A 24,145-nucleotide genomic window follows, 5' to 3' on the forward strand; every position below is an offset into this window, starting at 1 on the left:
GGGCGGCGAGCGCGATGGGCGAGCGCCACGCGCGGCGTGCTTCAGGGCGCGCTAGCGTCGCCTGCTCCCGCGTCCGGTGAAGCTTGGGGCTCCTCCTGCGTGGGCTCCTCGCCCGAGAGAATTCGCTCCACGTCCTCCTTGCACCGGCCATCGGGGTACTTGTTCAAATACTCCGTGCCCATGCGCGCCGCCTCCTCCTTCCGACCGGCGCGGTGCTCGGCGCGGATCTGCTTGCAGAGAGCATCCTCGGCGAGGACACCTTTCAGGCTTCGTGCACGCTCGAAGTACTTTTGTGCTTGATCGGCCTGCCCCATCTTCTCGTACATGCCGCCGAGCGTGTAGGCCGCGATCTCCGCGTACGGATCGTTCGGGAAGTGCTCGACGACGCGCCGGAGCGCGAGCAGCGCGGCGGAAGGATCTCCGCCTTTGGCGCGGGCGATGTCGCCGATCACCACGAGCTCGGCCGCGCTCCTCGATGACGCGATGGCGCCTTCGATCCCGCCGGGCTGCTGGCGGAGCAGCTCGAGGGCCTGCGCGAGCTCGCCCGCGTTGTACTTGGCGCGCCAGTCGGGCGCGGCGATCGCGACCGTCGGCGTCTCGGCGCGGAGCGGGAGCGAGAGCGAGAGCGGACGCGGAGAGACGTCGATGTCGCGCGGCATGGGCGCGATGGCGCGGCGCGGGCGCGGAACGGGGTTCGTCGGATCGTCGTCGTGCGGGGCCTCGGCGAGCGCGATCATCGGCACGGCTTCGAGGCCGTCGCCGCCCGAGAGCTCGCGTGATCCTGCGGGCCACGAGACGCGCGCCGAGCCGCTCGCCACGCGCACGTCGATGTCCGCCTCGTTTCGCCGGACGAACACCACGCTGCCCGCGCGCGCGAAGAGCGTCGCGCTCTCGGCGACGAGCGCGACCTCCGCGGCCTTGGGCGCGCCGGCCGTGTCCACCGAGGCCTCGCCGCGCAGGAGGCGCAACGTGACGGCTTCACCCTCGCCGCGCTCGACCTCCACCGTGGCGCCGGGCGAGAGAGTCAACGTGCCGCCGCCGGGCAGCGGATAACTCGCCTGCCGGGTGCCGGCGGCGAGCACGCTCGGCGACGCGTTGTTCTCGGCCGCGATCGCGCGGACCTCCGTGGGACCGCCGTCCTTGCTCGTGCTCGTCCCGACGTAGAGGCCCGCGCAGAAGGCGGCGACGGCTGCGGCGGCGACGGCGACCAGCGTGCCCGTCATGCGGGAGCGATCGGGCTCGCGGCGCCCCGGCAGATCGTGCTCGAGCCGCTCCCAGACGCGATCGATCCGCGCCGGATCGGCGTGGTCCCGCAGGTCGTGCGGCCGCAGAGGAGGCGCCACGCGGCGGCTCATTGGTCAACCTCTTTGCTCACCGGTTCTTCCTTGCCGGTCGGGTCGACGAAGTGTTCGTCGAGGAAACGCTGGGCGCGCGTGATACGACGTTTCACGGTGGCAAGCGAGCACCGCGTGAGCCCCGCGACCGCCTCGAGCTCGTGCCCCTCGATGCAGCGGAGCGTCCACGCGATGCGCTCGTCCGCGGGTAGCGTCCGCAGGAGCGCGTAGATCTGGGCGAGCTGCGCGCGCACGTGCGGCGAGGCGTCGGGGCTCGCGAGCGCGTCGAGGTCCACGGGCTCGCTCGCGCGACCGAGCCCGAGGAGGTTCAGGAGCTTGCCGCGGCGCATGCGCGAGCGCACCGCGTGCACCACGATCGAGCCGAGCCAGCCGCGGAACGCCGACCGATCCGTCAGATCCCGCAGGCGCTCGAAGGCGCGGAGGAACGCGTCGTGGACGATGTCCTCCACGTCGCGCGGCGAGCCCTCGATCCGCGTGGCCAGGTTGATCGCGAAGGCCGCGTGGCGCCGGTACAGGATCTCGAGGGCCTGCACGTCGCCCTCCGCGCCGAGGCCGACGAGCTGCGCGTCGGGCAAGTCGGCGAGCGCGGAGCGGCTGCCTTTGGGGACACGCGAGGTCTCGGGCGGGCGCTTGGCTTCGGCGCGATCGTCGGGGGCCGGCGTCGCGGCCACCTCGCCGCCCTCGGTCGTGGGGCGAGGCGATGGCTCGACGAGCCGCAACCGACCGCGCTGAAGTCTGGGCGCCATTTTCGATAATCCCGCGTGTCCTTAAGGACGCTCAGGGTGTGGCAGGTGGCTCACGGCGGCCACAAAGATTTTTTTGAAGCTCACGTGAGCCGTTCCGGCGACCTCGGGCGTCCAGGGGAGAGCCGCAGGTCGGACGTCTGCGGGAGCTTCTAGCTAGTACGGAGGATCTCAACATGATCAAGCACATCATCCTCGCCCTCTCGGTCTCCCTCCTCGCGGTTGCTTGCGGCGGCGCCGCGCAGGAGCCGGCGGCGCCCGAGGGTGCCGCGGGCGAGGCGAAGCCGGCCGATGGCGCGGCTCCGGCGGGTGACGCGGCGAAGCCGGCCGAGGGCGCGGCTCCGGCGGGTGACCAGGCCGCTCCGCCGGCCGGTGGCGAAGCCGCCCCGAAGTGAAACGACTTACACCCCGGCGATCCGCTTTCTGCGGGTCGCCGGGGTGTCCTTTTTTGTGCGCCTGAAAGATGGCCGCGCGGGCGCAGCGCGGGGATGCCTCGTCGGGTAGGATCGAAGCTCGCTCGCTTCGATTTCTTGGACAGGTGGATCCCATGCAGAGCTCGCGGCGCTTCGTGCAGAGGTCGTTCGTCGGGGTGTTGTTGCTCGGCGCGCTCGGCGCCTTGTTCCCCTTCGCCGGATGCGGCCGCACGAGCATCACGCCCGCGGAGGGACAGGCGGCGGGCGGCGACGGCGCATGCGGCGACGGCACGTGTGATCCCGAGGAGTCGTGCGCGAGCTGCGCCGAGGACTGCGGGTTCTGCGCGGGGTGCGGCGACGGCGCGTGCACCGGGATCGAGGCTTGCGACAACTGCCCCGTCGATTGCGGCGTGTGCGCGGGGTGTGGCGACGGGACGTGTGGCGACGGGGAGAGCTGCGCGACGTGCGTGCTCGACTGCGGCGCATGCCAGAGCTGCGGCAACGGCGCGTGTGATCCGAGCGAGAGCTGCGCGACGTGCCCGATCGATTGTGGCCTGTGCCAGACGTGCGGCAACGGCGCATGTGATCCGAGCGAGACGTGCGCGTCGTGCCCCGGGGACTGCGGCGCGTGCGCGAGCTGCGGCGACGGGTTCTGCACGGCGCCCGAGGACTGCCTTTCCTGCGCGCCCGACTGCGACGCCTGCCCGAGCTGCGGCGATGGCGCGTGCGACGCGGGCACCGAGACGTGTTTCACGTGCCCCGGCGACTGCGGAAAGTGCGCGGGTTGCGGCGACGGGATCTGCACCGGGACCGAGACGTGCGCTTCGTGCCAGACGGACTGCGGCGTCTGCTCGGTGTGCCCGAACGGCAAGTGCGAGGCGTTCGAGACGTGCTCGATCTGCCCCCAGGACTGCGGGACGTGCCAGACGAAGGGGTGCCTCGAGGTGGTCACGTGCGCCCTCGGGTGCCTCGATCTCGGCGCGGATCCCCCGAAATTCAGCGTGACCTGTGTGGCGAACTGCGTGGCCCAGGGCTGCGCCGACGTGCAGTTCTTCGTGGATCAAGTGCTCACGTGCGCCATCGGTGTGCTTCCGGTCTGCGGCGGAGATTTCGGGTGCATCCAGACCGAGTGTGGTGAGGAGTTCGCGGCCTGCATCGGCGCGAAGTGCAACTGACGCCCGTCCCCGGGTGAACGACGGTCCTCCGATGCCCGGGGCTTGCTCGATCGACGGGCAAGCCGTGTAGCATCGAAGCGTGGCCGAGAACGACGAGCGCCCCGACGAGCCGAAGGCCGAGGACAAACCCGCCCCGCTGGCAAGGCCCGCGATGATGTCCGTGGACGCGGGCTGGGACGTGCCAGACAAGGGCAAGCCCCAAGCGCCCGCAGCGCCACCAAAGCCCGCGCCGCCCGCGCAAGCCGCGCAGCCGCCACAAGGCGCGTCCGCGCCGAAGCCCGCGCCGCCCGGCAAGGTCGTGCCCGCGGTGGGGCCCATGCCGCCGAAGCCCGCGACGACGGTGGTGCGCCAAGCGACGCCGGAACCCGCAGCCGCCGCCGCGCCGCCGCTGCCGCCGATGGCACCACCGCCGCTTCCGCCGATGTCGCCGCCGCCGGTCCCCGGTCGTCCCGCGCCGCCGCGTCGCGCGACCACGGTTGCGACGGGGGCCGCGCCTGCGGCTGCGCCCGCCGCGCCTGCGCCTGCGGCTGCGGCTGCGCCCGCCGCGCCCGCCGAAGCTGCTTCCAACGAGCCAGTCACGCTGAGCGTCGAGCTCACGCGGCGCGCCGAGCGCATCACGAGCGCCGATCCCGTGGCCGCGGCGCGCGCCCTCGTCGAGCGGGGTCTCGTCGAGGAGCGCGTCGAGCACGATCGGATCGCGGCGCGGCGCTCGTTCGCGGCGGCGCGCGCGATCACGCGTTCGCTCGGCCCGGCGCTGTCGCGGCTCCGGCATCTGTTCGAGCCCGAAGATCGGCTGGAGCGGATCTCGGTGGTCGACGACGAGCTCGTGGTCGCCGAGAGCGACGCCGAGCGCGCGGATCTGCTCGTCGAGCGCGCGCGGGCCACGGCCGAGCTCGGGCGCTGGCCCGAGGCGCGCGCGGCCTACGGGAAGGCGCTCGAGCTCGTGCCCGCGCACCCGCACGCGCTGCGTGGCCTCGAGGCCGTGCTTCGTCGCGAGCTCGAGCGCGGCAAGGGGCGCGATCTCGCCGAGTCGCTCGCAAAGCACCTCGAACGCATGGCAGACGCGTACGCCCCCGAGGCGGGCAAGCCCGATGGAGACACGCGGCTCGCCGCATGGCTCCACGTCGAGCGCGCGGCGGCGCTCGACGACATGCTCCAGCAACCGGCGCTCGCGACCGCGGCCCTCGAGCGGGCCGTGAGCTTCGAGCCCGCGCCGGGGCCGGTCCGCGCGGCGCTCGCGCGGCACCACGTGCGCCACGACGATCCGCGCGCGTACTGCGAATCGCTCTCCGCTGAAGCCGAGCACGAGCTCGACGACGATCGCGCCTCGCGGCTGCTCTACACGGCCGCGCGGATCCAGTGTGAGCGGCTCAAAGATCCCCACGAGGCGATCGCGCTGCTCGGGCGCGCCACCTCGCGCGCGCCCGCCGGGACGCCGACCTCGCGGCGGATCCTCACCGAGCTCTCCCGGCTGCAGGAGCAAGAAGGGGCGCTCGAACAGGCGTCGATCACGCGAAAGCGCGAGCTCGCGATCCTGACGGGGCAGGAGGCGATCGCGTACGCGCACGTGCGGCTGTCGGAGATCTACGACGCGCTAGGGCAGGCCGAGAACGCGGCCGTTCACGCCGAACAGGCGCTCCTGCACGATCCTGTGGACGAGTCGACGCGCGAACGGCTCGACCGCGCGCTGCAACGCCTCGGTCGGCACGAGCGCCGCGTCGAGGTCTGGGCCGCCGAGGGCAACGCCGAGCGGCCCGCACATCAACGTGTCGCCTCGCTCATGCGCGCGGCCGACATCTGCGAGCGGCACCTGCGCAAGCGCGAGGACGCCATCGCCTACCTGAAGGCCGCGTGGACCGTGAACCCCGGCGACGCCGCGGTCTTCGACGCGCTCACCGCGCTCCTCGAGAAGCCCGCGCGCGAGCCCGACGCGGGCGTGCGCGCGCGCATCGATCTCTACACGCAGGCCGCGCAGGCCCAGGCCGAAGCGCCGCGCAAGATCGCGCTGCTCGAAAAGCTCGTGAGCATCTGGGAGGACGAGCTCGGGCAGCCCGAGCGCGCGATGGAGGTGCTCGATCAGATCCTCGCGCTCGATCCCGTGCGGCGCACCGCGTTCCTCGCGATGCAACGGAACGCGCAGCGCGGAAGTGACTACCGCAGGCTCGGGCAGGCGCTCGTGGCCGAGTCCGAGCTGACCGAGGATCCGGCGCTCAAGCGCAGGCTCCTGCTCCGCGCCGCGGACGTGGTCGGCGAGCGTGTGGGCGATCGGGATCGCGCGCTCGAGCTCGTGGATCGGGCGCTCGCCGTGAAGGCGACGGATCCGGACGCGCTGCGCGCGCGCTTCCGCTTGCTCACCCGCGCAGGCCGGAACGAGGAGGCGAAACAAGCGCTGCTCGGGCTCATTCGCAACGATCCCGCGGGGTCGTTCGGGCTCTGGATCGAGGTCGCGCGTTTCGACGAGCTGCGCCTCAAGCGCCCGCAGGACGCGGTGAAGGCGTACGAGGAGGCCGCGCGTCTGCGCCCGGATCACCCGATGCCGGGGCTCGAAATCACGCGCTTGCTCCGCGCCACGGGGGACCATCGCCGGCTCGTCACCTCGCTGAAGAAGCTCGCCGACGGCGCCTCCGGGCCCATCGCACGCGCGAGCTTCTTGTTCCAGGCCGCCGAGGTCGAGGAGCTCCTGCTCGGCGAAGATCAAGCCGCGCTCGCGACCCTCGCCGCCGCCGATGCGCTCTCGACCGCCGCGGAGGGCGTCTTCGATCCGGCCGTCGTCGAGGCGATGGAGCGCATCCTCGTGCGGCGCCGCGCGACCGACGAGCTCGCCTCGCTCTACGCGGGCTGGCTCGCGCGCCACCCGCCGGCCTCCGTCGATCACGCGATCCGCATCGCCTTCGCCGACGTGCTCTGCCGCAAGGATCGGCGCGAGGCCGTCTCGCTGCTCGAAGGGCTCACCGCCGTCGTGCCCGATCACGTCCCGGCGCTACGCATGCTCGAACATCTGCACCGGAGCGCGCAGGCCGTCGCGCTCGCGGATGTCCTCCGCGGACAGGCCGCCGCCGCGCGATCGGTCGTCGCGCGCACGGGCGCGCTCGCGCATCTCGTCGCGCTGGAGGAGCGCATCCCGAGCGACACGCTCCTCGACGCGCTCGGCCGCGTCGTCGCCGAGCGCCCGGCCGACAGCAGCGTGCACGACGCGATCATCCGCATCGCCGGTCGCCTCGTCGAAGGCGCCGTCTCGCCCGCCTCCACGGGCCCCGCGGGCGCGCTCCTCCTCGCGTCGATCACCGCGCGCAAATCCCTCGCGCGTGAGCCCGTCGCCCGCGGCTTCTTCCAGCTCGAAGAGGCGATCCTCATCGAGGGCAAGGCCCGCGGTGGTGACGCCTCGCTCGCCCGCGCATCGCTCGCCGGCTACCGCGACACGCTCGCGCTCTTCCCCGACAGCTTGCTCGCTGCGCGTGGCCTCGATCGGCTCGCCGGCGAGCTCGGCGATCGCTCGGCGCTCATCACGGCGAACCGCGCGCTCGCCCGCATCGTCGAGGGCGCTTCTCGCCGCGCCGGACACCTCGTCCGCGCCGCGCAGCTCACCGCCGAGGAGCCTGGCCTCATGGGCGAGGCCCTCGAGCTCTACGAGAACGCGCTCCGCGAGGACCCCGACTGCGAAGCGGCTGCCCGCGCGCTCGCCCGTGGCCTCGCGCTCGACCCTGCGCGCCTCGCCGATCGCCTCGGCACAGCGCTCGAACGTGCTGCTTCCTCCGCGCAGATCGTCCTCCTCGGCACGGAGATCGGCCGCGCCGTCCTTCGTCACCACGAGGCTGGCGGCGCCTCGCCCGATCCGAGCATCGGCATCGCGGCCATGCGCCGCGTCCTCGTCGAGACGCCCGACGACGTCCCCGCGCTCATGCTCACCGCGCGCCTCTACACCGCGCAGCGCCTCCCGGCCGAGGCTCGCGACGCCTGGCAACGCATCGTCTCGATCGCGGCCGTCCCCGAGGCGCGCACGGCGGCGTACTTCGAGCTCGCGAGCCTCTACGAAGGCCCGCTCGCCGATCTCCCGCGCGCCGAGCAGTGCGTGCAGGCCGTCCTCGCGATGGAGCCCTCGCACGCCTTCGCGCTCGACCGCCTCTACCAGATCGCCGCCAAGCGCGGGGATCACGCGCTCGCCGTGCATGCGCTCACGCGCCTCGCCGATGCCTCGCCCGACGCGCGCACCCGTGTCGACGTTTGCCTCCGCCTCGCCGAAGCGCAGCGCGAGGCCGGTGATCGTGCCGGCATCGTCCGCGCGCTCTGCGACGCCATCGCGCACGGCCCGACCGACATGCGCCCCTGGGGCGCCCTCGCGCGCCTCTATCGCGTCGAGACGCCCGACGGCGCGGCCCAGTACGTCGCGGCGATCGGCCAGGTCCTCGAGATCGCCTCGGCGCGCCGCCTGCCCATCGATCCTCGATGGCTCACCACGATCGGCCTCCTCGAGGTCACCGTCCTCGTGCGCCCGCGCGACGGCGTCGCGCACCTCCAGCAGGCCGTCGGGCTCCCCAGCGCCGGCCCCGAGGCTCGTGCTGCGCTCGGTCGTGGCCTCGACGCGGCCAACCGCAACGCCGAGGCCGTCCAGGTTTTGCGCGACGTCCTCGCGACTGACATCGACGCCCTCGTGAAGACCGGCGAGCTCTCGGCGGCCCTCGCCGCGCTCGAATCTGCGCTCGCCAAGGATGGCCGCGCCGAGGAGCGCCTCACCGTCGAGGAGGCGCGCGCTTGCCTCGGCGACGTCAAACCCGAACGCATCACGCGCCTGCGTGCGCGCCGCATGCCCCCGGATGCGCTGCACCCCGGCGTCTTCGCGGGCCCCGAGCTCCACCGCCTCCTCGCCGTCGAGGCGCAAAGCCCCATGCTCCTCGCGGCTGCGGCCATCGCGCCCATCGCGCACAAGGCCCTGCGCTTCGAGCTCTCGAGCCTCGGCATCTCCTCGCGCGACCGCATCGGCTCGCGTGACAACAGCTTCACGTATCGCCTCGCCGATCGCATCGCCAAGAGCCTCGGCGTCGAGGGCTTCGAGCTCTACCTCTCGCCGTCCTGGCAGGGCATGCCGCGCGTGTATCCCGGCGATCCTCCGGCCATCGTCGGCCCTGTCGCGTTTGCCGAGCTCCCCGAGCCCGAGCAAGCCTTCGCCCTTGGCCGCCTCTTCGTGCGTATCGCGCTCGGCCCCACCTGGCTCGACGAGCTCGCCCTCGAATCGTGCGACGCTCTCCTCATCGCGGCGATGCGCACCGTCGACCCCGCCTTCGGCGCGCGTGACCTCGGCCCCGTCCGCGAGCAGGCTGCCCAGGCGTTCGGCGTTCACGTGCAGCGCGCCATCGGCCGCAGGCAACGCAAGCTCCTCGAAGAGATCTTGCCCTCCGCCGCGCCCGGCTACGACATCCGCCTCCTCGCGGCGGGCGTTCGTCGCAGCGAAAACCGCCTCGGCTACTTGCTCTCCGGCGACCTCGTCGCCGCGATCGATCACCTCTGCCGCATCGATCGGGACGTCGCGCGTGCGGCCGAGGATCCTCGCCTCGTCGTGCTGCATCCGGTCACGGGCGACCTCCTTCGTTACGCGCTCAGCGCGCCCTCGTATGCGGAGCGCCGCCGCGTGGGCACCGTCTGGACGAACGCGTAACGATCAGCGCCGACGCCAGAGCTCCGACGCGTCGGCATCGGGGCTCGGCGGCGGCGTGCTCGGCGTGCTCGGCGTGCTCGGCGCGGATGGCAGCGTGGAGATCCGCGCGGGCGTCACGCCGCTCGCGGGCGGGTTCGTCTTCGTCTCGGTCCTCCACGCCGACAGCGTTTCTTGCTTCGACGACGACGCGGGCGGCGGCGGCACCGACGACATGTCCGACCGATCGCCGAACAGCGCGCTCTTGAGCGCGGATCGACTCATCGCGGGCGGCGTCAGCCTTCGTGCGAGCCCTTGCGCGCGCTCCGTGAGCTGCGTCGTTCGTTCGAGCCGCACGGCCATCTCGCACGTCGACGCGCCGGCGAGCATGCATCGGTTCTCGTCGAGCAGCACCGGCTGCTCCAGGTTTGCGCCGAGCCCGCGCACGATGCCTTTGATCAGCGCGCAGCCCTTCAGGTGCGACTGGTAGACCAGGACCACCTCGCCGTCGCGACCCCAGCGCGCGCTCACCGGCGAATGCGGCGCGAGGTCGCCGCTTCGTTGCGCCATTCGCTCGATGAGCTCCTCGCTGTGCACGAGCACGTCGAGCACCCGCCAGCGTGGATCGACGAGGTTGCCGTAGACCTTGAGCAGCTCCGCCGCGAGTTTGTCGCCGAAGCTCTCGAGCACGAGGGCGGGCGACATCCCCGTCAGCCGCGACATGCTCGTCGCGAGCGCGTGCAGTTCTTCGCCCGGGTACGTCTGGGAGGGCAGGTACACGCGTTCTGCGACGCCGGCTTCGTTCCGGATCGTTCGCCAGAGCTCCTCGCCGAGCCGTTCGCGTACGTAGTTTTGGAACCCGAGGAGAATGACGCCCAGCACCACGGCCCCCTGCCTCGCGCGTTACGGTCGAGCGAGGCCTGAATAGGTCAAGTATGCAAGATCAGCGCCGGAACCGATCGAACGCTCCTTGTGGCCTTCTTCCGGATCCCGGCTTCTCCAACAGCCGCCCGTGGGACGTACGCCCACGTCAACACGCCCATTTCTGCAACGGATGGATTGCGACTTTGCAATGCACGGGCGCGTTACTTGTCCCAGTTGACCTTGTCCCAGTTGCGTTTTTTGCTCTTTTTCGTCGACTCGGTGCCCGTCGTCGACGCGCCCGAGGCTGCGTTTGCCTTCGTCGTGCTCGCGCTGGCTGCGGATTCGGGCGACGTCGGCGCCTCGTCGTGCCCGCGGAACACCGCGATGCCGACGAACAGGAGGATCAAACACACGAGCGCCCCGATGAGCGCCGGGATGAGCGGGATTTTTCGTGGCTCCGCGAGCGCCGCGACGGCCGTCCCGATCAAGCTCTTCGCCATCGGCGGCGGCGTGTGCGCGGCCGATGCGGGCGCGGGCGTCGGCTCCGGGGCGTGCGGCGGCGCTGCTTGCGCGGGGGCCGAGGGCAGCGACGCGCGTGACGGGTTCGTCACCGGCGGCGGCGTCGGCTCCGACAAACCCAGGCTCGCCACGCTCGCCATCACCGTCGGCCCGTACATGATCGACGCGTTGGCCTGCGCGGTCGTCGCCGATCGTGGACCCGTCCCGGTCGGGCTGCTCGGCGGCGACGCCGTCGTCACGGCCGAGACTGCGGTCGGCGCCGAGATCACGGAGGGCATCACGACGCCGATCCCGGCCGCCGTCGGCGCATCCCCTGCGCCCATCGGCGGCGGCGGCACCGTCGGCGCTTCGGCGAGATCGACGTTCGTCGGCGCGGCTGCGGGCGTCGTGATCAGCGCCGTCGGCAGCTCTCCCGCGGCGAGCTTCTCCAGCGCGTACGGCGGCGGCTCTCCGCGCAGCAGCGCGCGCACGTCACGCTGCATCGTCGCGGCGTCCGGGTATCGCCGATCGGTCCGGAACGCGAGCGCGCGATCGACGACCATGCACACCTGCGGCGACACGTCCTTCACGAGCGTCGCGAGCGGCGGCGCCGGCTCCGTCGACATCTTCACGAGGATCTCGGCCTCGCTGTTTCCCTCGTGGATGCGCCGCTTCGCGAGCAGCCGGAACATCGTCGAGCCGAGCGCGAAGATGTCTGCGCGCCCGTCGATCTCCACGCCGCGGATCTGCTCGGGCGGCATGTACGGCAAGGTCCCGAGCATCGAGCCGATCTTCGTCTGCACCGCGTGTTGCGAGTTTCGGAGCCGCGCGATGCCGAAGTCGAGCACCTTCACGTGCCCGCTGTTCAGCACGAACACGTTGTCGAGCTTGATGTCGCGGTGGACGATGTTCTGCGCGTGCGCGGCGCCGAGCACCGAGAGCACCTCGTCGACGTACCGGAGCGTCTCGTCGACGGGAATCGAGCCGAGCCGCTTGAAGCGCGCGGCGAGCGACTCGCCTTCGAGCAGCTCCATCACGATGAAGGGCAGCCCGTCCTCGGTCGTGCCCATGAACAGGACCTCGACGGCGCCCGGGTGACGGAAGCTCGAAAGGACCCGCGCTTCCTGCTCGAAGCGCGCCCGGAGGTCCTTCTGCCGCGCCACCTCCGGGTGGAGGATCTTCACCGCGTCGCGCCGGCCGATCGACTGCACGCCGACGTACACCGCGGCCATCCCGCCGACGCCGATGAGGCTCTCGAGCCGCCACGTGTCGCGCAGCGTGGTCCCGATGCGCCGCTCCCAGAGCTCTCGATCCTCCATGCCAGCGCCTCCGATATGACCGTTTCCCGGCGGCCTGGTCAAGCGGGGCCTTCGTGTGGGGGTGGTCTCCGTGCTTCCCGCACGCGCCGAGCGCCTCGGGGGCCCGCGAAGCTTCAGCCGCAACCGAAAAAACTACGATCTTACGGTGGATGTCGCGAGAATCCAACCATTCGTGGACGGGACCGGTCTAGGATGGCAAAGCCGGCTTGCTTTTCGCGGGCCTTGATCTTGGAGGTGTGACGTGCGGATGCATTCGAATTCGCGTGGGCTCGCGGCCCTGATGGCGATCGCTGGGCTCGCCGGGACGACCCTGTTGGCCGGGTGCGGGGACGACGAGGTCTCCATCACATCCACGGGCCCGGGCGGGCCGGGCGGCACGGGCGGAATGGGCGGAACGGGCGGCGCCGGCGGCGACGGCGGCACGGGTGGCATTGGCGGCACGGGCGGCATCGGTGGCACGGGTGGCATTGGCGGCGCAGGCGGGATGGGCGGCGCAGGCGGGATGGGCGGCGCAGGCGGGATGGGCGGCGCAGGCGGGATGGGCGGCGCGGGCGGGATGGGCGGCGCGGGCGGCGGGGGCGAGGCCGTGTGCGGCAACGGTGTCAAAGAGGGCACCGAGGCGTGCGACGACGGCAATATGGTCAATGGCGACGGCTGCCAGGTCGACTGCTTCTACACCTGCGACAACGCGAACCCCAACACCGGCGACGCCAAATGCGACGACGCCGACCCCTGCAACGGCGCCGAAATCTGCACCAACGCTCACACCTGCGCGCCCGGGATGAACGCGGCCGACGGCGTCTCGTGTGGCATGGGCAAGATCTGCAAGGCGGGCGTCTGCGCCGACGATACCTGCGGCGACAGCTTCGTCAGCCCGAACGAGGAGTGCGACGACGGCAACATCGTGAACGGCGACGGCTGCGACGCCTGCAAATTCGGTTGCGTCTCGAACGACCCGACGCGCGACTGTTCGAGCCTCGATCCGTGCGTCGGCACCACCTGCGACGACGCCACGCATACCTGCGGAAGCCCCCTCGGCAGCGGCCAGGTCTGCGGGATGGGCGCGATCTGCGTGAATGGCGCCTGCACCCCCACCGTGTGCGGCGACGGCTCCGTCGATCCGGGCGAGGTCTGCGACGACGGGAACACGACCTCCGGCGACGGCTGCGACGCCGATTGCACCCTCTCCTGCGAAAACCCGGCCACCGATTGCCCCGCGGCGCCGCCCTGCCAGGTCGCCGCTTGCAACGCGAGTAACGTCTGCGTCACCCTCCCGGACGCCGCGCAGAACGGCCAGATGTGTGCCGCGCCAAACCTCGTCTGCCAGAGCGGCGCATGCCTCCCGCCCGAGGCGGTCTGCGGCAATGGGATGGTCGAGAATGGCGAGGAGTGCGATTTCGGCGCACAGAACGGCCCCGGCGCCGGCTGCGAGGTCACCTGCCAGTTCTCCTGCGACACGAACGCCGATTGCGTCGACGCCGAGACTTGCAACGGCAGCGAGACCTGCGTCGACGTCGTGGTGGGCGGGAGCGCGGGCAAGGCTTGCTCGCCGGGCATGCCCGAGGCGAACTGCGCCCCCTGCGCCGGAGGTCTCTGCACGGGCGGCTCTTGCAAGCCCACGGCGTGCGGCGACGGCTGCGTCGACACGGCCGCCGGCGAGCAATGTGATCCCCCGGGCGCGAGCTGCGATGCGACGTGCAAGTTCCCCCCGGCGTGCGGCAATGGCATCCGCGAGGCCGGCGAGCAATGCGACGACGGCAACACGAAGAACCTCGACGGCTGCGACGCGTCGTGCCAGTTCGAGCAGGTCCAGCGCGCGAACTGGCTCCAATTGGAGCTCGCGACGGACGCCTCGTTCTGCGCCGTGAACCAGCTCGGCAGCGCCATCTCCTCCACGGCCGCGACCCCGATCCAGACCTCGCTCGCGAATGGCATCGCCAACGGCTCCATGAACATCATGTTCAAGACGTTCGGCCTCGACGACATGACGGGCACCTCCGATCCGGCCATCGAGCTCGGCGCCCTCAACGGCAGCCCCATCGTCCCGATGGGCGCCATGTACAATGGCGCCGCGGATCTCGATTGGTGGTACGCGACGAACCCGGCGTCCGTCGACGCGAATGGCAAACCGCTACAGATGCTCTCGGGCAGCATCAACGCGAAGACGCTCACGGCGGGGCCGGGTTATCTCAGCCTCACCCTCGCCCTCGGCGGCCCGCCGTCGCTCCTCAAGATGAGCAACGCCCGGCTCACCACCACGATCGGCGCTGTGAGCACGCCTCTCGCTTCCACGGGCGGCCCGCCCGGCCACCTCGCCTCGGAGCACCTCGATCCGGCGCTCCAGGTGTATGCGAGCACCGGGCAACCGAACCCCAATGGCGCGGGCAAGCTCTGCGGCAACATCAGCGCGGCCTCGCTTGATCAAGTCCCCATCCCCGCGCAGCTCGTCGTTGGCGGCGCCACCCCGTGCAGCCAGGCGTACACCGCCGCGAACTCCCTGCTCGACGTCCTCATCGGCGGATGCAGCGTGTCCATCTTCCAGGTCATACTCATCCGCCAGCCGGATCAGGTCGATCCCGGCGCGCCGGTCGCGGGCGCGGGCGCCCCGTACACGCTCACGCGGGACACGATGACCAAGGAGGTCAACGGCTGCCGCGACAAGAACAACGCGGTCGTCGACCTCAATACCTGCCTCAACGCCGCGGCCTACTCCTCCTTCTTCAAGCTCGCCACGGGCCGCGTGATCGCGAAGTAAGGCAATTCCCCTCTTCCCGCCTCCCGCGATTTCGACTAACCGCTCCTATCCATGGAGCTCGGGACCGCGGTTCGTCATGACGTCACTCGCCTCACGGAGGAGGATTTTTACCTCTTCGCCGAGGGCACGCACACCCGCCTCTACGAGAAGCTCGGCGCTCATCCGATGATCGTCGACGGCGTCGCGGGCACCTGTTTCGGCGTCTGGGCCCCGGACGCCGAGCGTGTCTCCGTCGTCGGCGATTTCAATGGCTGGGATCGCGAGGCCCACCCCCTCGCGCGCCGCGGCGGCTCCGGCATCTGGGAAGGGTTCGTCCCGGGCGTCGGCAAGGGCGCGGTCTACAAGTACTTCATCGCCTCCCGCTTCCACGGATACGTCGTCGAGAAGGCTGATCCGTTCGGCTTTTTGCACGAGATCCCGCCGAAGACCGCGTCGATCGTCTGGGACCTCGCCTCGCTCGACGAGCAGCCGAAAAAGCCCCGCCAGAAGCGCACGAGCCCCGACAAACCCGTTTCGATCTACGAGGTCCACCTCGGCTCCTTCCGCCGCGTCGTCGGGGATGGAAACCGCCCGCTCACCTACCGCGAGCTCGCCGCGGAGCTGCCCGAGTATGCCGCGCGCATGGGCTTCACCCACGTCGAGCTCCTGCCCGTCATGGAGCATCCGTTCGGCGGCTCGTGGGGCTACCAGATCACCGGGTATTACGCGCCCACCTCGCGCTTCGGCGGCCCCGACGATTTCCTTCACCTGGTCCACGCGCTCCACGACGCCGGCCTCGGCGTCATCCTCGACTGGGTCCCCTCGCATTTCCCCTCGGACGAGCATGGCCTCGGCTATTTCGACGGCACCTACCTCTTCGAGCACGCCGACCCGCGCAAGGGGTATCACCCCGACTGGAAGAGCCTCATCTTCAATTATGGCCGCCACGAGGTGATGAGCTTCCTCCTCTCGAACGCCCATTTCTGGCTCGATCGGTACCGCGCCGACAGCCTGCGCGTCGACGCCGTCGCCTCCATGCTCTACCTCGATTACTCCCGCAAGCACGGCGAGTGGGTGCCGAACCGCTACGGCGGCCGCGAGAACCTCGAAGCCATCGATTTCCTTCGCCGCCTCAACGAATCGATCTCCCGCGCCTTCCCGGAGGTCCAGACCATCGCCGAGGAGTCCACCTCCTGGCCCATGGTCTCCCGCCCCGCGTACGTCGGCGGCCTCGGGTTCGGCTACAAATGGGACATGGGGTGGATGAACGACACGCTCAAATACATGCAGAGCGACCCCGTCTATCGCAAGTTCGTCCACAACCAGCTCACGTTCCGCATGATGTATGCGTTCAGCGAGAGCTTCGTCCTTCCGCTCTCGCACGACGAGGTCGTCCACGGCAAGGGCTCGCTGCTCGGCAAGATGCCCGGCGACGAGTGGCAGAAATTCGCGAACCTGCGCCTGCTCTTCGCGTACATGTGGGCCCAGCCGGGGAAAAAATTGCTCTTCATGGGCGGCGAGATCGCCCAGCGGCGCGAATGGAACCACGAATCGAGCCTCGACTGGCACCTGCTCGACGAGGGCCCCTACCACGCCGGCATGAAGCGGTTCGTCCAGGCGATGAATCGCCTTTACCGCGAATATCCCGCCCTGCACGAGCTCGACACGAGCCCCGAGGGCTTCCAGTGGATCGATTGCAACGACGCCGACCACAGCGTCATCGTCTTCTACCGCCGCGCCCGCTCCACCGACGCCCTCGTCCTCGTCGCCATCAACTTCACGCCCATCCCGCGCCAGCGTTATCGGGTCGGCCTGCCTCGCGGCGGCCGCTGGAAGGAGCTCGTCTCCAGCGACGCCCTGGAGTTCGGCGGCAGCGGCATGGGCGCCGGCGGCGACGTCGTCGCGGAGAACATCGAATGGCATAGCCGGAAAAACTCCGTCGAGATCACGCTCCCGCCCCTCGGCGCCGTCTTCTTCGTGCACGAGGGCCTCGCCGTCTCCGAGCGCCCGCTCGGCGCCGTCCACCTCGGCGAGGACCGCGCCCGCTTCCGCGTCTGGGCGCCGAACGTCGAAAAGGTCGAGCTCGTCCTCCAGGGCAAACTCGAACGCCGGATCCCGCTCGAACCCGAGGCGAACGGTTATTACCAGGCCCTCGTCGACGGCGTCGCCCCCGGCGCGCGTTACCATTACGACCTCGGCGGCGGCAAGCTCCGCCCCGACCCCGCTTCACGCCTCCAGCCCGAGGGCGTCCACGGCCCGAGCGAGGTCGTGCGGAGTTTTTCCGACCACACCCCTGGCTGGACCGGCCGCCCGCTCGACGAATACGTCATTTACGAGCTCCACGTCGGCACCTTCACCCCCGAGGGCACGTTCGACGCTGCGATCTCGCGCCTCTCGCACCTCCGCGAGCTCGGCGTCACCGCCGTCGAGGTCATGCCCGTCGCCGCGTTCCCCGGCGAGCGCAACTGGGGCTACGACGGCGCGTATCCCTTCGCCGTCCAGGCCTCCTATGGCGGCCCCGAGGGCCTGCGCCGCTTCGTCGACGCTTGCCATTCGGAGGGCATCGCCGTCATCCTCGACGTCGTCTACAACCACCTCGGCCCCGAGGGCACCTACGTCGCCGATTTCGGCCCCTACTTCGCCTCGTATTATCGCACGCGCTGGGGCGACGCCCTCAATTTCGACGGCCCGCATTCGGACGAGGTCCGCAAGTTCTTCATCGAGAGCGCGCTCCATTTCGTCACGCAGATGGGCGTCGACGCCCTCCGCCTCGACGCCGTCAATGCGATCGTCGACAACTCGCCCCTCTCGTTCTTCGAGGAGCTCGGCGAGGCCGTCCATCGCCGCGCCTCCGAGCTCGGCCGCCTCGTCCACCTCATTGCCGAGAGCGACGACAACGACCCGCGCCTCGTCACGCCCTCGTCCCAGGGCGGCCACGGCCTCGACGGCCTCTGGAACGACGACGTCCATTACGCGCTCCTCGCCCTCCTCACGAACGAGCGCGTCGGTTATCTCCAGGACTTCGGCCTCGTCGAGCAGCTCGCCAAGACCTTCCGCGAGAACTTCGCCTATACCGGCGAACATTCCAGGTACCGCCAGCGCCGCCGCGGCCGCCCGGCCGCGAGCATCGACCCGCGGCGCCTCGTCACGTTCGTCCAGAACCACGACCAGGTCGGCAATCGCCCGCGCGGCGAACGCCTCTCCGCGCGGGTCTCCTTCGAAAAGCAGAAGCTCGCGGCCGCCGTCGTCCTGCTCTCGCCCTTCTTGCCCCTGCTCTTCATGGGCGAGGAATACGGCGAGATCGCGCCGTTCCCGTACTTCACGAGCCACGGCGATCCCACGCTCGTCGAGAATGTCCGCGAAGGCCGCGCCGAGGAAATGGCCAAGCTCGGATATTCGGAAAAACCGCTCGATCCGCAGGACGAGTCCACGTTCCGCCGCGCCAAGCTCGATTTCAAGCTCCGCACCACGGGGGATCACGCGAGGCTCCTCGCGTGGTACAAAGAGCTCCTCCGGGCGCGGCGCGACGTGGGCGCCTTCGCCGCGGAGGGCGGGCGGCAGGCCGTCGCCTTCGAGGACGAGCGCCTCCTTTACGTGCGGCGCTGGAACCGTGACTCCGAGGTATTCGTGATCTACCATTTCGGCGACCACCCCGTCACCGTCACCTTGCCCGTGCCTTCGGGCACCTTCCGCCGCTCGCTCGCCTCGTCCGAGGCCCGCTTCGGCGGCAAGGGCGACGCCTCGGCTCCCGAGGAAATCACCTCGACCGGCCTCGTCCGCGTCACCCTCGGCCCGTCCGAGGCTGCGCTTTACGTGAGGGCTCGATGAAGGCACCCGAGCGGTACGTCTGCGTCCACGGCCATTTTTATCAGCCCCCGCGGGAAAACCCCTGGCTCGAAGCGATCGAGCAGCAGGACTCGGCCGCGCCCTGGCACGACTGGAACGCGCGCATCACGGCCGAGTGTTACGCGCCAAACGCCGCGGCGCGTGTCCTCGACGGCGAGGACCGCATCACGCGCATCGTCAACAACTACTCGCGCATCAGCTTCAATTTCGGCCCGACGCTCCTCGGCTGGATGGAGCACCACGCGAAGGAGACCTACCGGGCAATCCTCGCGGCGGACGAGGCGAGCGCGCGCCGCTTCGGCGGGCACGGCTCGGCGATGGCCCAGGCGTACAACCACCTCATCATGCCGCTCGCGAATCAGCGCGACAAAGTCACGCAGGTCCGCTGGGGCATCGCCGATTTCGTCGCGCGGTTCCGCCGCAAACCCGAGGGCATGTGGCTCCCCGAGACGGCCGTCGACACCGAGACATTGGAGGTCCTCGCGGCCGAAGGCATCACCTTCACCCTCCTCGCCCCTCGGCAGGCCGCGCGTGTGCGTCGCATCGGCGGCAAGGAATGGATCGACGTCCGCGGCAGCCGCGTCGACCCCTCGATGGCCTACCGCGTCGAGCTCCCTTCCGGCCGCTCGATTGCCGTCTTCTTTTACGACGGCCCCGTCTCCCAGGCCGTCGCCTTCGAACGCCTCCTCGCGAACGGCGAGCATTTCGCCGGCCGCCTCGCCTCCGCGTTCGACAGCAAGCGCACCTTCCCGCAGATGGTCCACATCGCCACCGACGGCGAGACCTACGGCCACCACCATCGCTACGGCGAAATGGCCCTCGCCTGGGCCCTCGGCCACATCGAGGCGCATGGTTTGGCCAAATTGACCAATTACGGCGAGTTCCTCGAACGCCACCCGCCGACACACGAGGCCGAGATCCTGGAGGGCACCTCCTGGAGCTGCGCCCACGGCGTCGAGCGCTGGCGCGCCGATTGCGGCTGCCGCGCCGGCTCCCCGCATGGGTGGAACCAGTCCTGGCGCAAGCCCCTCCGCATTGCCCTCGACGCCCTCCGCGACGAGGTCGCGGGCCCGTTCGAGCGCGCGGCCGAGCGCCTCTTCCACGACCCCTGGGCCGCCCGCGACGCTTACATCGAGGTCGTCCTCGATCGCTCGCCGAGCACCCTCGCGCGTTTCTTCTCTGCGCATGCGACGCACGCGCTCTCGGCCGAGGAGCAAAGCGAGGCCCTCGCGCTCCTCGAGCTCCAGCGCAATGCGATGCTCATGTACACGAGCTGCGGCTGGTTCTTCGACGACCTCTCCGGCATCGAGACCGTGCAATGCCTCCAGTATGCCGGCCGCGTCGTCGAGCTCGGCGAGGCCCTCTTCGGCAAGAGCCTCGAAGGCCCGTTCCTGGAAAAACTCGAAAAGGCCCGCTCGAACCTCCCCGAGATGGGCGACGGCCGCCGCGTCTGGGATCGTTTCGTCACGCGGGCGCGCGTCGATCTCCCGGCCGTCACCGCCCATTTCGCGACGAGCCTCGTCCAGGACGGCCCCCCGAGCACCTATTGTTACGACGTGCACGTCGAGGGCCTCGAGACCCACGAGCGCAACGGCGCCAAGCTCCTCCTCGGCCGCACGCGCGTCACGAGCCGCCTCACGCTCGCCTCCGAGTGCCACGACTTCAGCGTCCTCCACCTCGGCGATCACCGCGTCGCCGGCGGCGTCTTGCGCGACCCCGAGGGCGACGAACACGTCGAGCGCCGCGCCGAGCTCGTCCGCACCTTCGAATCGGGCGACATGGAGGGCACGATGCGCCTCTTCTATCGCCGTTGCGACCGCACGATCGACTCGCTCGACTCCGTTTTTCGCGACGATCAGCGCCGCATCGTCGAGCGCCTCCTTTCCCCCACGCTCGCCGAGGTCGAGGCCGCCCAGCGCGCCCTTTTCGAGCGATATGCGCCGCTCCTCCGCCGCCTCGCGCCTTTGCGCAGCCCCACGCCGCGCTCCTTGCTCGTCGCGGGCGAGCTCGTCCTCGGCGCCGACCTTTTGCGCGCCGCCGAGCGCGTCCCGCCCGACGTCCTCTCCATGCGGCGCCTCCTCGCGCAGGCCAAGGAGCAGGACCTCCACGTCGATCGAGCCGCCGTGACGTTTACCCTCGGCCAGAGCCTCTCCGCCCTCGCCGAGCGCTTGCGCGAACGCCCCACCGATCCTCTCCTCCTCGCGGATCTCGACATGGCCGTCGAATTCGCGCATCGCGCCGGCTTTTCTGTCGACCTCTGGAAAACCCAGAACGTGTTTTACCGGCTCGCACATACCATCTACCCCGAGATGCGCACCCGGGCCGACGAGGGCGACGCCGCGGCGCATTCGATGTGCCTCGCGTTCCAGAGCCTCGCCGAGCGGCTCCGCGTCCGCCTCCCCGAGGGCGCCGCGCTCCCGCGGCTCCGCTCCCTGCGCGGGGAAGAAATCGAGGAGATCCCGTGAGCGCCCGCGGCGCGACGTCGAAATCGAAGAAGAAGCCCGCGAAGAAGGCCACGAAAGCACCCCTGAAGACGCGGGCCCGGATCACGCGCGCCGAGCCCGTCGATGCCGTCGAGCCGATCTCCTGGTGGCAAGCCTTCTATCGTGTCGTCCGCCGCATTCCCCGCGGCCGCGTCACCACGTATGGCGTCGTCGCCGCCCTCGCCGGGTACCCTCGCTCGGCGCGTCACGTTGGATTCGCCCTCGCCGCGCTGAAGGACACCGGCGGCAGCACCGTCCCGTGGCAACGTGTCCTCGGCAGCCGCCCTCGCAATCGCGCCGCCGTCACCATCAAGGACCCGGTCGGCGGCGCCCTCCAGCGAGCGCTCCTCGAATCCGAGGGCGTCACCTTCGATCCGCGCGGAAATGTCTCACTCGATCGTTTCGGCTGGTCCGGCCTCGGCGCGAAAAAGCCCGCCGCCGCGCCTCGCAAACGCGCGCGCGCCTGAGCCCCGCGCTGCCGGCCCGAATTTTGCCACCCTCGTTGCCCGGATGCAGCGTTTGCGTCCCATTCCGCGTGGCCTCTGGGCCACCGCGATCTTCGATGCAGCGAGGTAGGCACAAAATGGCCCACGCGAAAAATCCTTCACCTCTCTCCGTTGCGCTGTTCACGCGAATCCTGCGGGCCGCGGGGCTCACCGCGGGCGCGACTCTCGCCGTCGCGGCGGCCGCGTGTGGCGGCAATGTGGTCATCGATGCGAACACGGGCGGCGCGGGCGGCACGGGCGGCACGGGTGGCGCGGGCGGCACCGGTGGCGTCTTGGGCCCCGCCGTCAGCACCGCCGTTGGCGTCGGCGGGGCGGGCGGCGCGCTCCCCTGCGAGAACCCGCCCCCTCCGAATGCCGAATATCGCCTTCTTTGCCTCCCGGGCTCCGTGGGCGGCAATTGCCCTCCGCTCGGGGACGTCCAGGCCGAGCTGATGAAGCAGGTCCACGGCACCGACGAATGCGCGGGCTCCGGGACCTGCTGCTACGATCACCCCGGTTACGGCTGCCTGGAGCTGTCGATCAGCGCCCAGTGTTGCTATAACGTGGCCATCACCTTCGAGATTTGCGAAGGCCGCCCCTTCGTCGTCGACGGCGAAGCGCGCACCGCCGACCCCGCGCCTCGCGCCGATTGGCTCCTGCAAGCCGGGCAAGGTTTGTCGGAATCTCCCAATCTATCGAACCTCGACCCCGCCACGCGCCGCGCCCTCGCCGACCATTTCACGCGCTCGGGCCTCTACGAGCACGCCTCCGTCGCGTCCTTCGCGCGCGTCGTCCTGGAGCTGCTCGGCGCCGGCGCCCCGGCCTCGCTCGTCTCCGCTGCGCAGGAGGCCCTTGCCGACGAGGTGCGGCACGCCAAACTATGTTTCAGCCTTGCCAGCGCCTACGCGGGCGCGCCGGTTGGTCCGGGCACGTTGCCCCTGCCCGAGGTCGCGCTGCGGAAAACCCTCGCCGAGATCGCGCTCGCCACGGCCCTCGAAGGCGCCGTCAACGAGACGCTCTCCGCGCTCGTCGCAGGAGAAGAGGCCTTGCGCGCGACCGATCCCGCGGTGAAAGCCACGCTCATGTGGATCGCCGAGGACGAGGCCACGCACGCGGAACTTGCGTGGCGCACGCTCGCGTGGGCGCTCGAAGCGGGCGGGCCCGAGGTCGCCCGCGCCCTCGAAAAAGCATTTTCCACGGCCGTTTGCCCCGAGCCCGAGGACGTCGCAGCTCCCGGCGCGGACGCGGACAAACTCGCCGCCCACGGCTGCCTGTCGGCCGCGGAAAAACGCGACGTCATGCGCCGCGCGATGGCCGACGTCGTCCTGCCCGCCGCGCGCACGCTCCTCCGCGCGCCGCACGCCCGCCGATCAGTGCGAGATGACGCGCACGAGCTGGACAATCTCGCGTAACGCCTCCGCGACGCCCTCCGTCTCCGGGTGCCGCACCAGCACGTACCCTTCGCCCTCGTAACTCGCCGATCGCGGCTCGCCGACCTTGGGCCATTTCACGTCCGTGATGAGCTTGCCGAGCTTGCGCTCCGCCTCCTCGATCCCCCACACCTCGCGCACCACGCCCGGCGCCTGCCCGCGCAGGAACGCCGCGCCCGTCGCGTACTTGCGCTCGCGCGGCGCCTCGAACGTATCGAATGCGATGAGCCGCGCGACCTGCCCGTACATGTCGAAATCATGGGCGCGCGCGTTCAGATTCATGAGCTGCGCGCCTCCCGGCCGCGCCGCGACCTCGGAGAGCACGATCCGCCCGTCCTTTTGCCGGAACCACTCCATGTGGCAAATGCCCGTTTCGAGCCCGAGCACCGAAAGCGCCCGGAACCCGAGCTCCCGGATCGGATCGAATTCCGGCCCGCTGATGTCGCGCGGCAGGAGCACGCACCACTGAATCCACGGGTTCTCCACGACCTCGATCGGATTCGGCAGATACCGCGAGATCGAGTACCAGACCGGTTTGCCGCCGATCACCACCGCGTCGAAGGTGTGCTCGGCGCCGCGCACGAACTCCTCGAGCATCACGGGCGACGCCGGGGTCGGCGAGCTCAGCGCGAGCACACGGTCGAGCTCGGCCGCGTCCTTCACGACGAACGTGCTCGCCGAGCCCACGCCGGCCGGCGGCTTCGCGACCAGCGGAAAACCCACCTCGGCCGCGAAGCGCCGCGCCTCGTCCTCGTTCGGGGCGAGGTGGTGACGCGCGCAGGGCAATCCCGCCGCGCGGAACACGTCTTTCATGCGCGGTTTGTCGCGGAAGTTCCGGATCACCTCCGCGCCCGGCCCTGGTAGCCCGAGCGCGTCGCGCGCCTCGGCGACCGCGACCTGCACGAACTCGCTCACGCCGAGCAGCCGATCGACGGGCGCGACGTTCGCGTGGATCCAGCGCGTCGCCGCCACGAGCTCCGCCGTGTCCTGCACGTTGCTCACCCGAAAATGCTTCACGAGCCGGCCGAGGAGCACCTCCGGCAGGTTTTCCTCGACGTCCTGGCTCACGACGGCGAGCCGGAGGTCCGGCACGTCGAGCAGGGCGGCGATGAATCGGATGGCGCTCTCGTTGAAGAAAGGCGTGACGAAGACGGCGAATCGCATGGCGGGCGCC

General features: G+C 70.6%; 13 protein-coding genes. 8 read left to right on the forward strand and 5 right to left on the reverse strand.

What is annotated here, in order from left to right:
* Nucleotides 1–41: 41 nt before the first annotated feature.
* Both QHF84_RS13465 and QHF84_RS13470 read right to left on the reverse strand, forming a co-directional pair.
* Nucleotides 42–1,355, reverse strand: a complete 1,314-nt coding sequence (locus QHF84_RS13465) for a FecR domain-containing protein (protein WP_281313668.1) — start codon at nucleotides 1,353–1,355, stop codon at nucleotides 42–44.
* Entirely contained in the window at nucleotides 1,352–2,101 is a 750-nt protein-coding gene (locus tag QHF84_RS13470) for an RNA polymerase sigma factor (RefSeq protein WP_281313669.1), read from the reverse strand. The genes QHF84_RS13465 and QHF84_RS13470 overlap by 4 nt, the downstream gene beginning before the upstream one ends.
* Nucleotides 2,102–2,274: 173 nt before the next feature.
* Here QHF84_RS13470 and QHF84_RS13475 point away from each other — a divergent pair, with 173 nt between their 5' ends.
* The 3 genes from QHF84_RS13475 to QHF84_RS13485 all read left to right on the forward strand — a co-directional run bounded on the left by QHF84_RS13475 (nucleotide 2,275) and on the right by QHF84_RS13485 (nucleotide 9,336).
* Nucleotides 2,275–2,493 (forward strand): hypothetical protein, encoded by a 219-nt coding sequence (locus QHF84_RS13475; protein WP_281313670.1) that lies wholly within the window; start codon nucleotides 2,275–2,277, stop codon nucleotides 2,491–2,493.
* A gap of 152 nt (nucleotides 2,494–2,645) precedes the next feature.
* On the forward strand, nucleotides 2,646–3,686 hold the full coding sequence (locus QHF84_RS13480) for a hypothetical protein (protein ID WP_281313671.1): 1,041 nt from the start codon (nucleotides 2,646–2,648) through the stop codon (nucleotides 3,684–3,686).
* A 79-nt stretch (nucleotides 3,687–3,765) separates the two neighbouring features.
* Nucleotides 3,766–9,336, forward strand: a complete 5,571-nt coding sequence (locus QHF84_RS13485; RefSeq protein ID WP_281313672.1) for a cellulose synthase — start codon at nucleotides 3,766–3,768, stop codon at nucleotides 9,334–9,336.
* Nucleotides 9,337–9,339: 3 nt separating this feature from the next.
* Here the strand turns inward: QHF84_RS13485 and QHF84_RS13490 are convergent, their stop codons facing one another.
* Nucleotides 9,340–10,197 (reverse strand): heme NO-binding domain-containing protein, encoded by an 858-nt coding sequence (locus tag QHF84_RS13490; RefSeq protein WP_281313673.1) that lies wholly within the window; start codon nucleotides 10,195–10,197, stop codon nucleotides 9,340–9,342.
* A gap of 200 nt (nucleotides 10,198–10,397) precedes the next feature.
* Complete coding sequence (locus QHF84_RS13495; protein ID WP_281313674.1) at nucleotides 10,398–11,993, reverse strand: serine/threonine protein kinase; 1,596 nt, start codon at nucleotides 11,991–11,993, stop codon at nucleotides 10,398–10,400.
* A gap of 247 nt (nucleotides 11,994–12,240) precedes the next feature.
* Here QHF84_RS13495 and QHF84_RS13500 point away from each other — a divergent pair, with 247 nt between their 5' ends.
* From QHF84_RS13500 to QHF84_RS13520, 5 genes are all read left to right on the forward strand, one after another.
* Entirely contained in the window at nucleotides 12,241–14,748 is a 2,508-nt protein-coding gene (locus QHF84_RS13500; RefSeq protein WP_281313675.1) for a DUF4215 domain-containing protein, read from the forward strand.
* Between the two features lie 51 nt (nucleotides 14,749–14,799).
* Nucleotides 14,800–18,555, forward strand: coding sequence for a 1,4-alpha-glucan branching protein GlgB (gene glgB / locus QHF84_RS13505; protein WP_281313676.1), 3,756 nt, complete (start codon nucleotides 14,800–14,802; stop codon nucleotides 18,553–18,555).
* Nucleotides 18,552–21,038 carry a DUF3536 domain-containing protein gene (locus QHF84_RS13510; protein ID WP_281313677.1) on the forward strand — a complete coding sequence of 829 codons (2,487 nt, stop codon included), beginning with the start codon at nucleotides 18,552–18,554 and terminating at the stop codon, nucleotides 21,036–21,038. Before glgB ends, QHF84_RS13510 begins: the two co-directional genes overlap by 4 nt.
* A complete protein-coding gene (locus tag QHF84_RS13515) occupies nucleotides 21,035–21,523 on the forward strand; it encodes an MGMT family protein (protein WP_281313678.1) in 489 nt (162 codons plus the stop codon). Before QHF84_RS13510 ends, QHF84_RS13515 begins: the two co-directional genes overlap by 4 nt.
* 116 nt (nucleotides 21,524–21,639) lie before the next feature.
* Complete coding sequence (locus tag QHF84_RS13520) at nucleotides 21,640–22,953, forward strand: ferritin-like domain-containing protein (protein WP_281313679.1); 1,314 nt, start codon at nucleotides 21,640–21,642, stop codon at nucleotides 22,951–22,953.
* Here the strand turns inward: QHF84_RS13520 and QHF84_RS13525 are convergent.
* Complete coding sequence (locus tag QHF84_RS13525; protein ID WP_281313680.1) at nucleotides 22,912–24,135, reverse strand: ATP-grasp domain-containing protein; 1,224 nt, start codon at nucleotides 24,133–24,135, stop codon at nucleotides 22,912–22,914. The two genes, QHF84_RS13520 and QHF84_RS13525, sit on opposite strands and share 42 nt — an antisense overlap.
* Between the last annotated feature and the right edge of the window lie 10 nt (nucleotides 24,136–24,145).

This window comes from Polyangium sp. y55x31 (assembly GCF_029946505.1).
Lineage (GTDB): Bacteria > Myxococcota_A > Polyangia > Polyangiales > Polyangiaceae > Polyangium.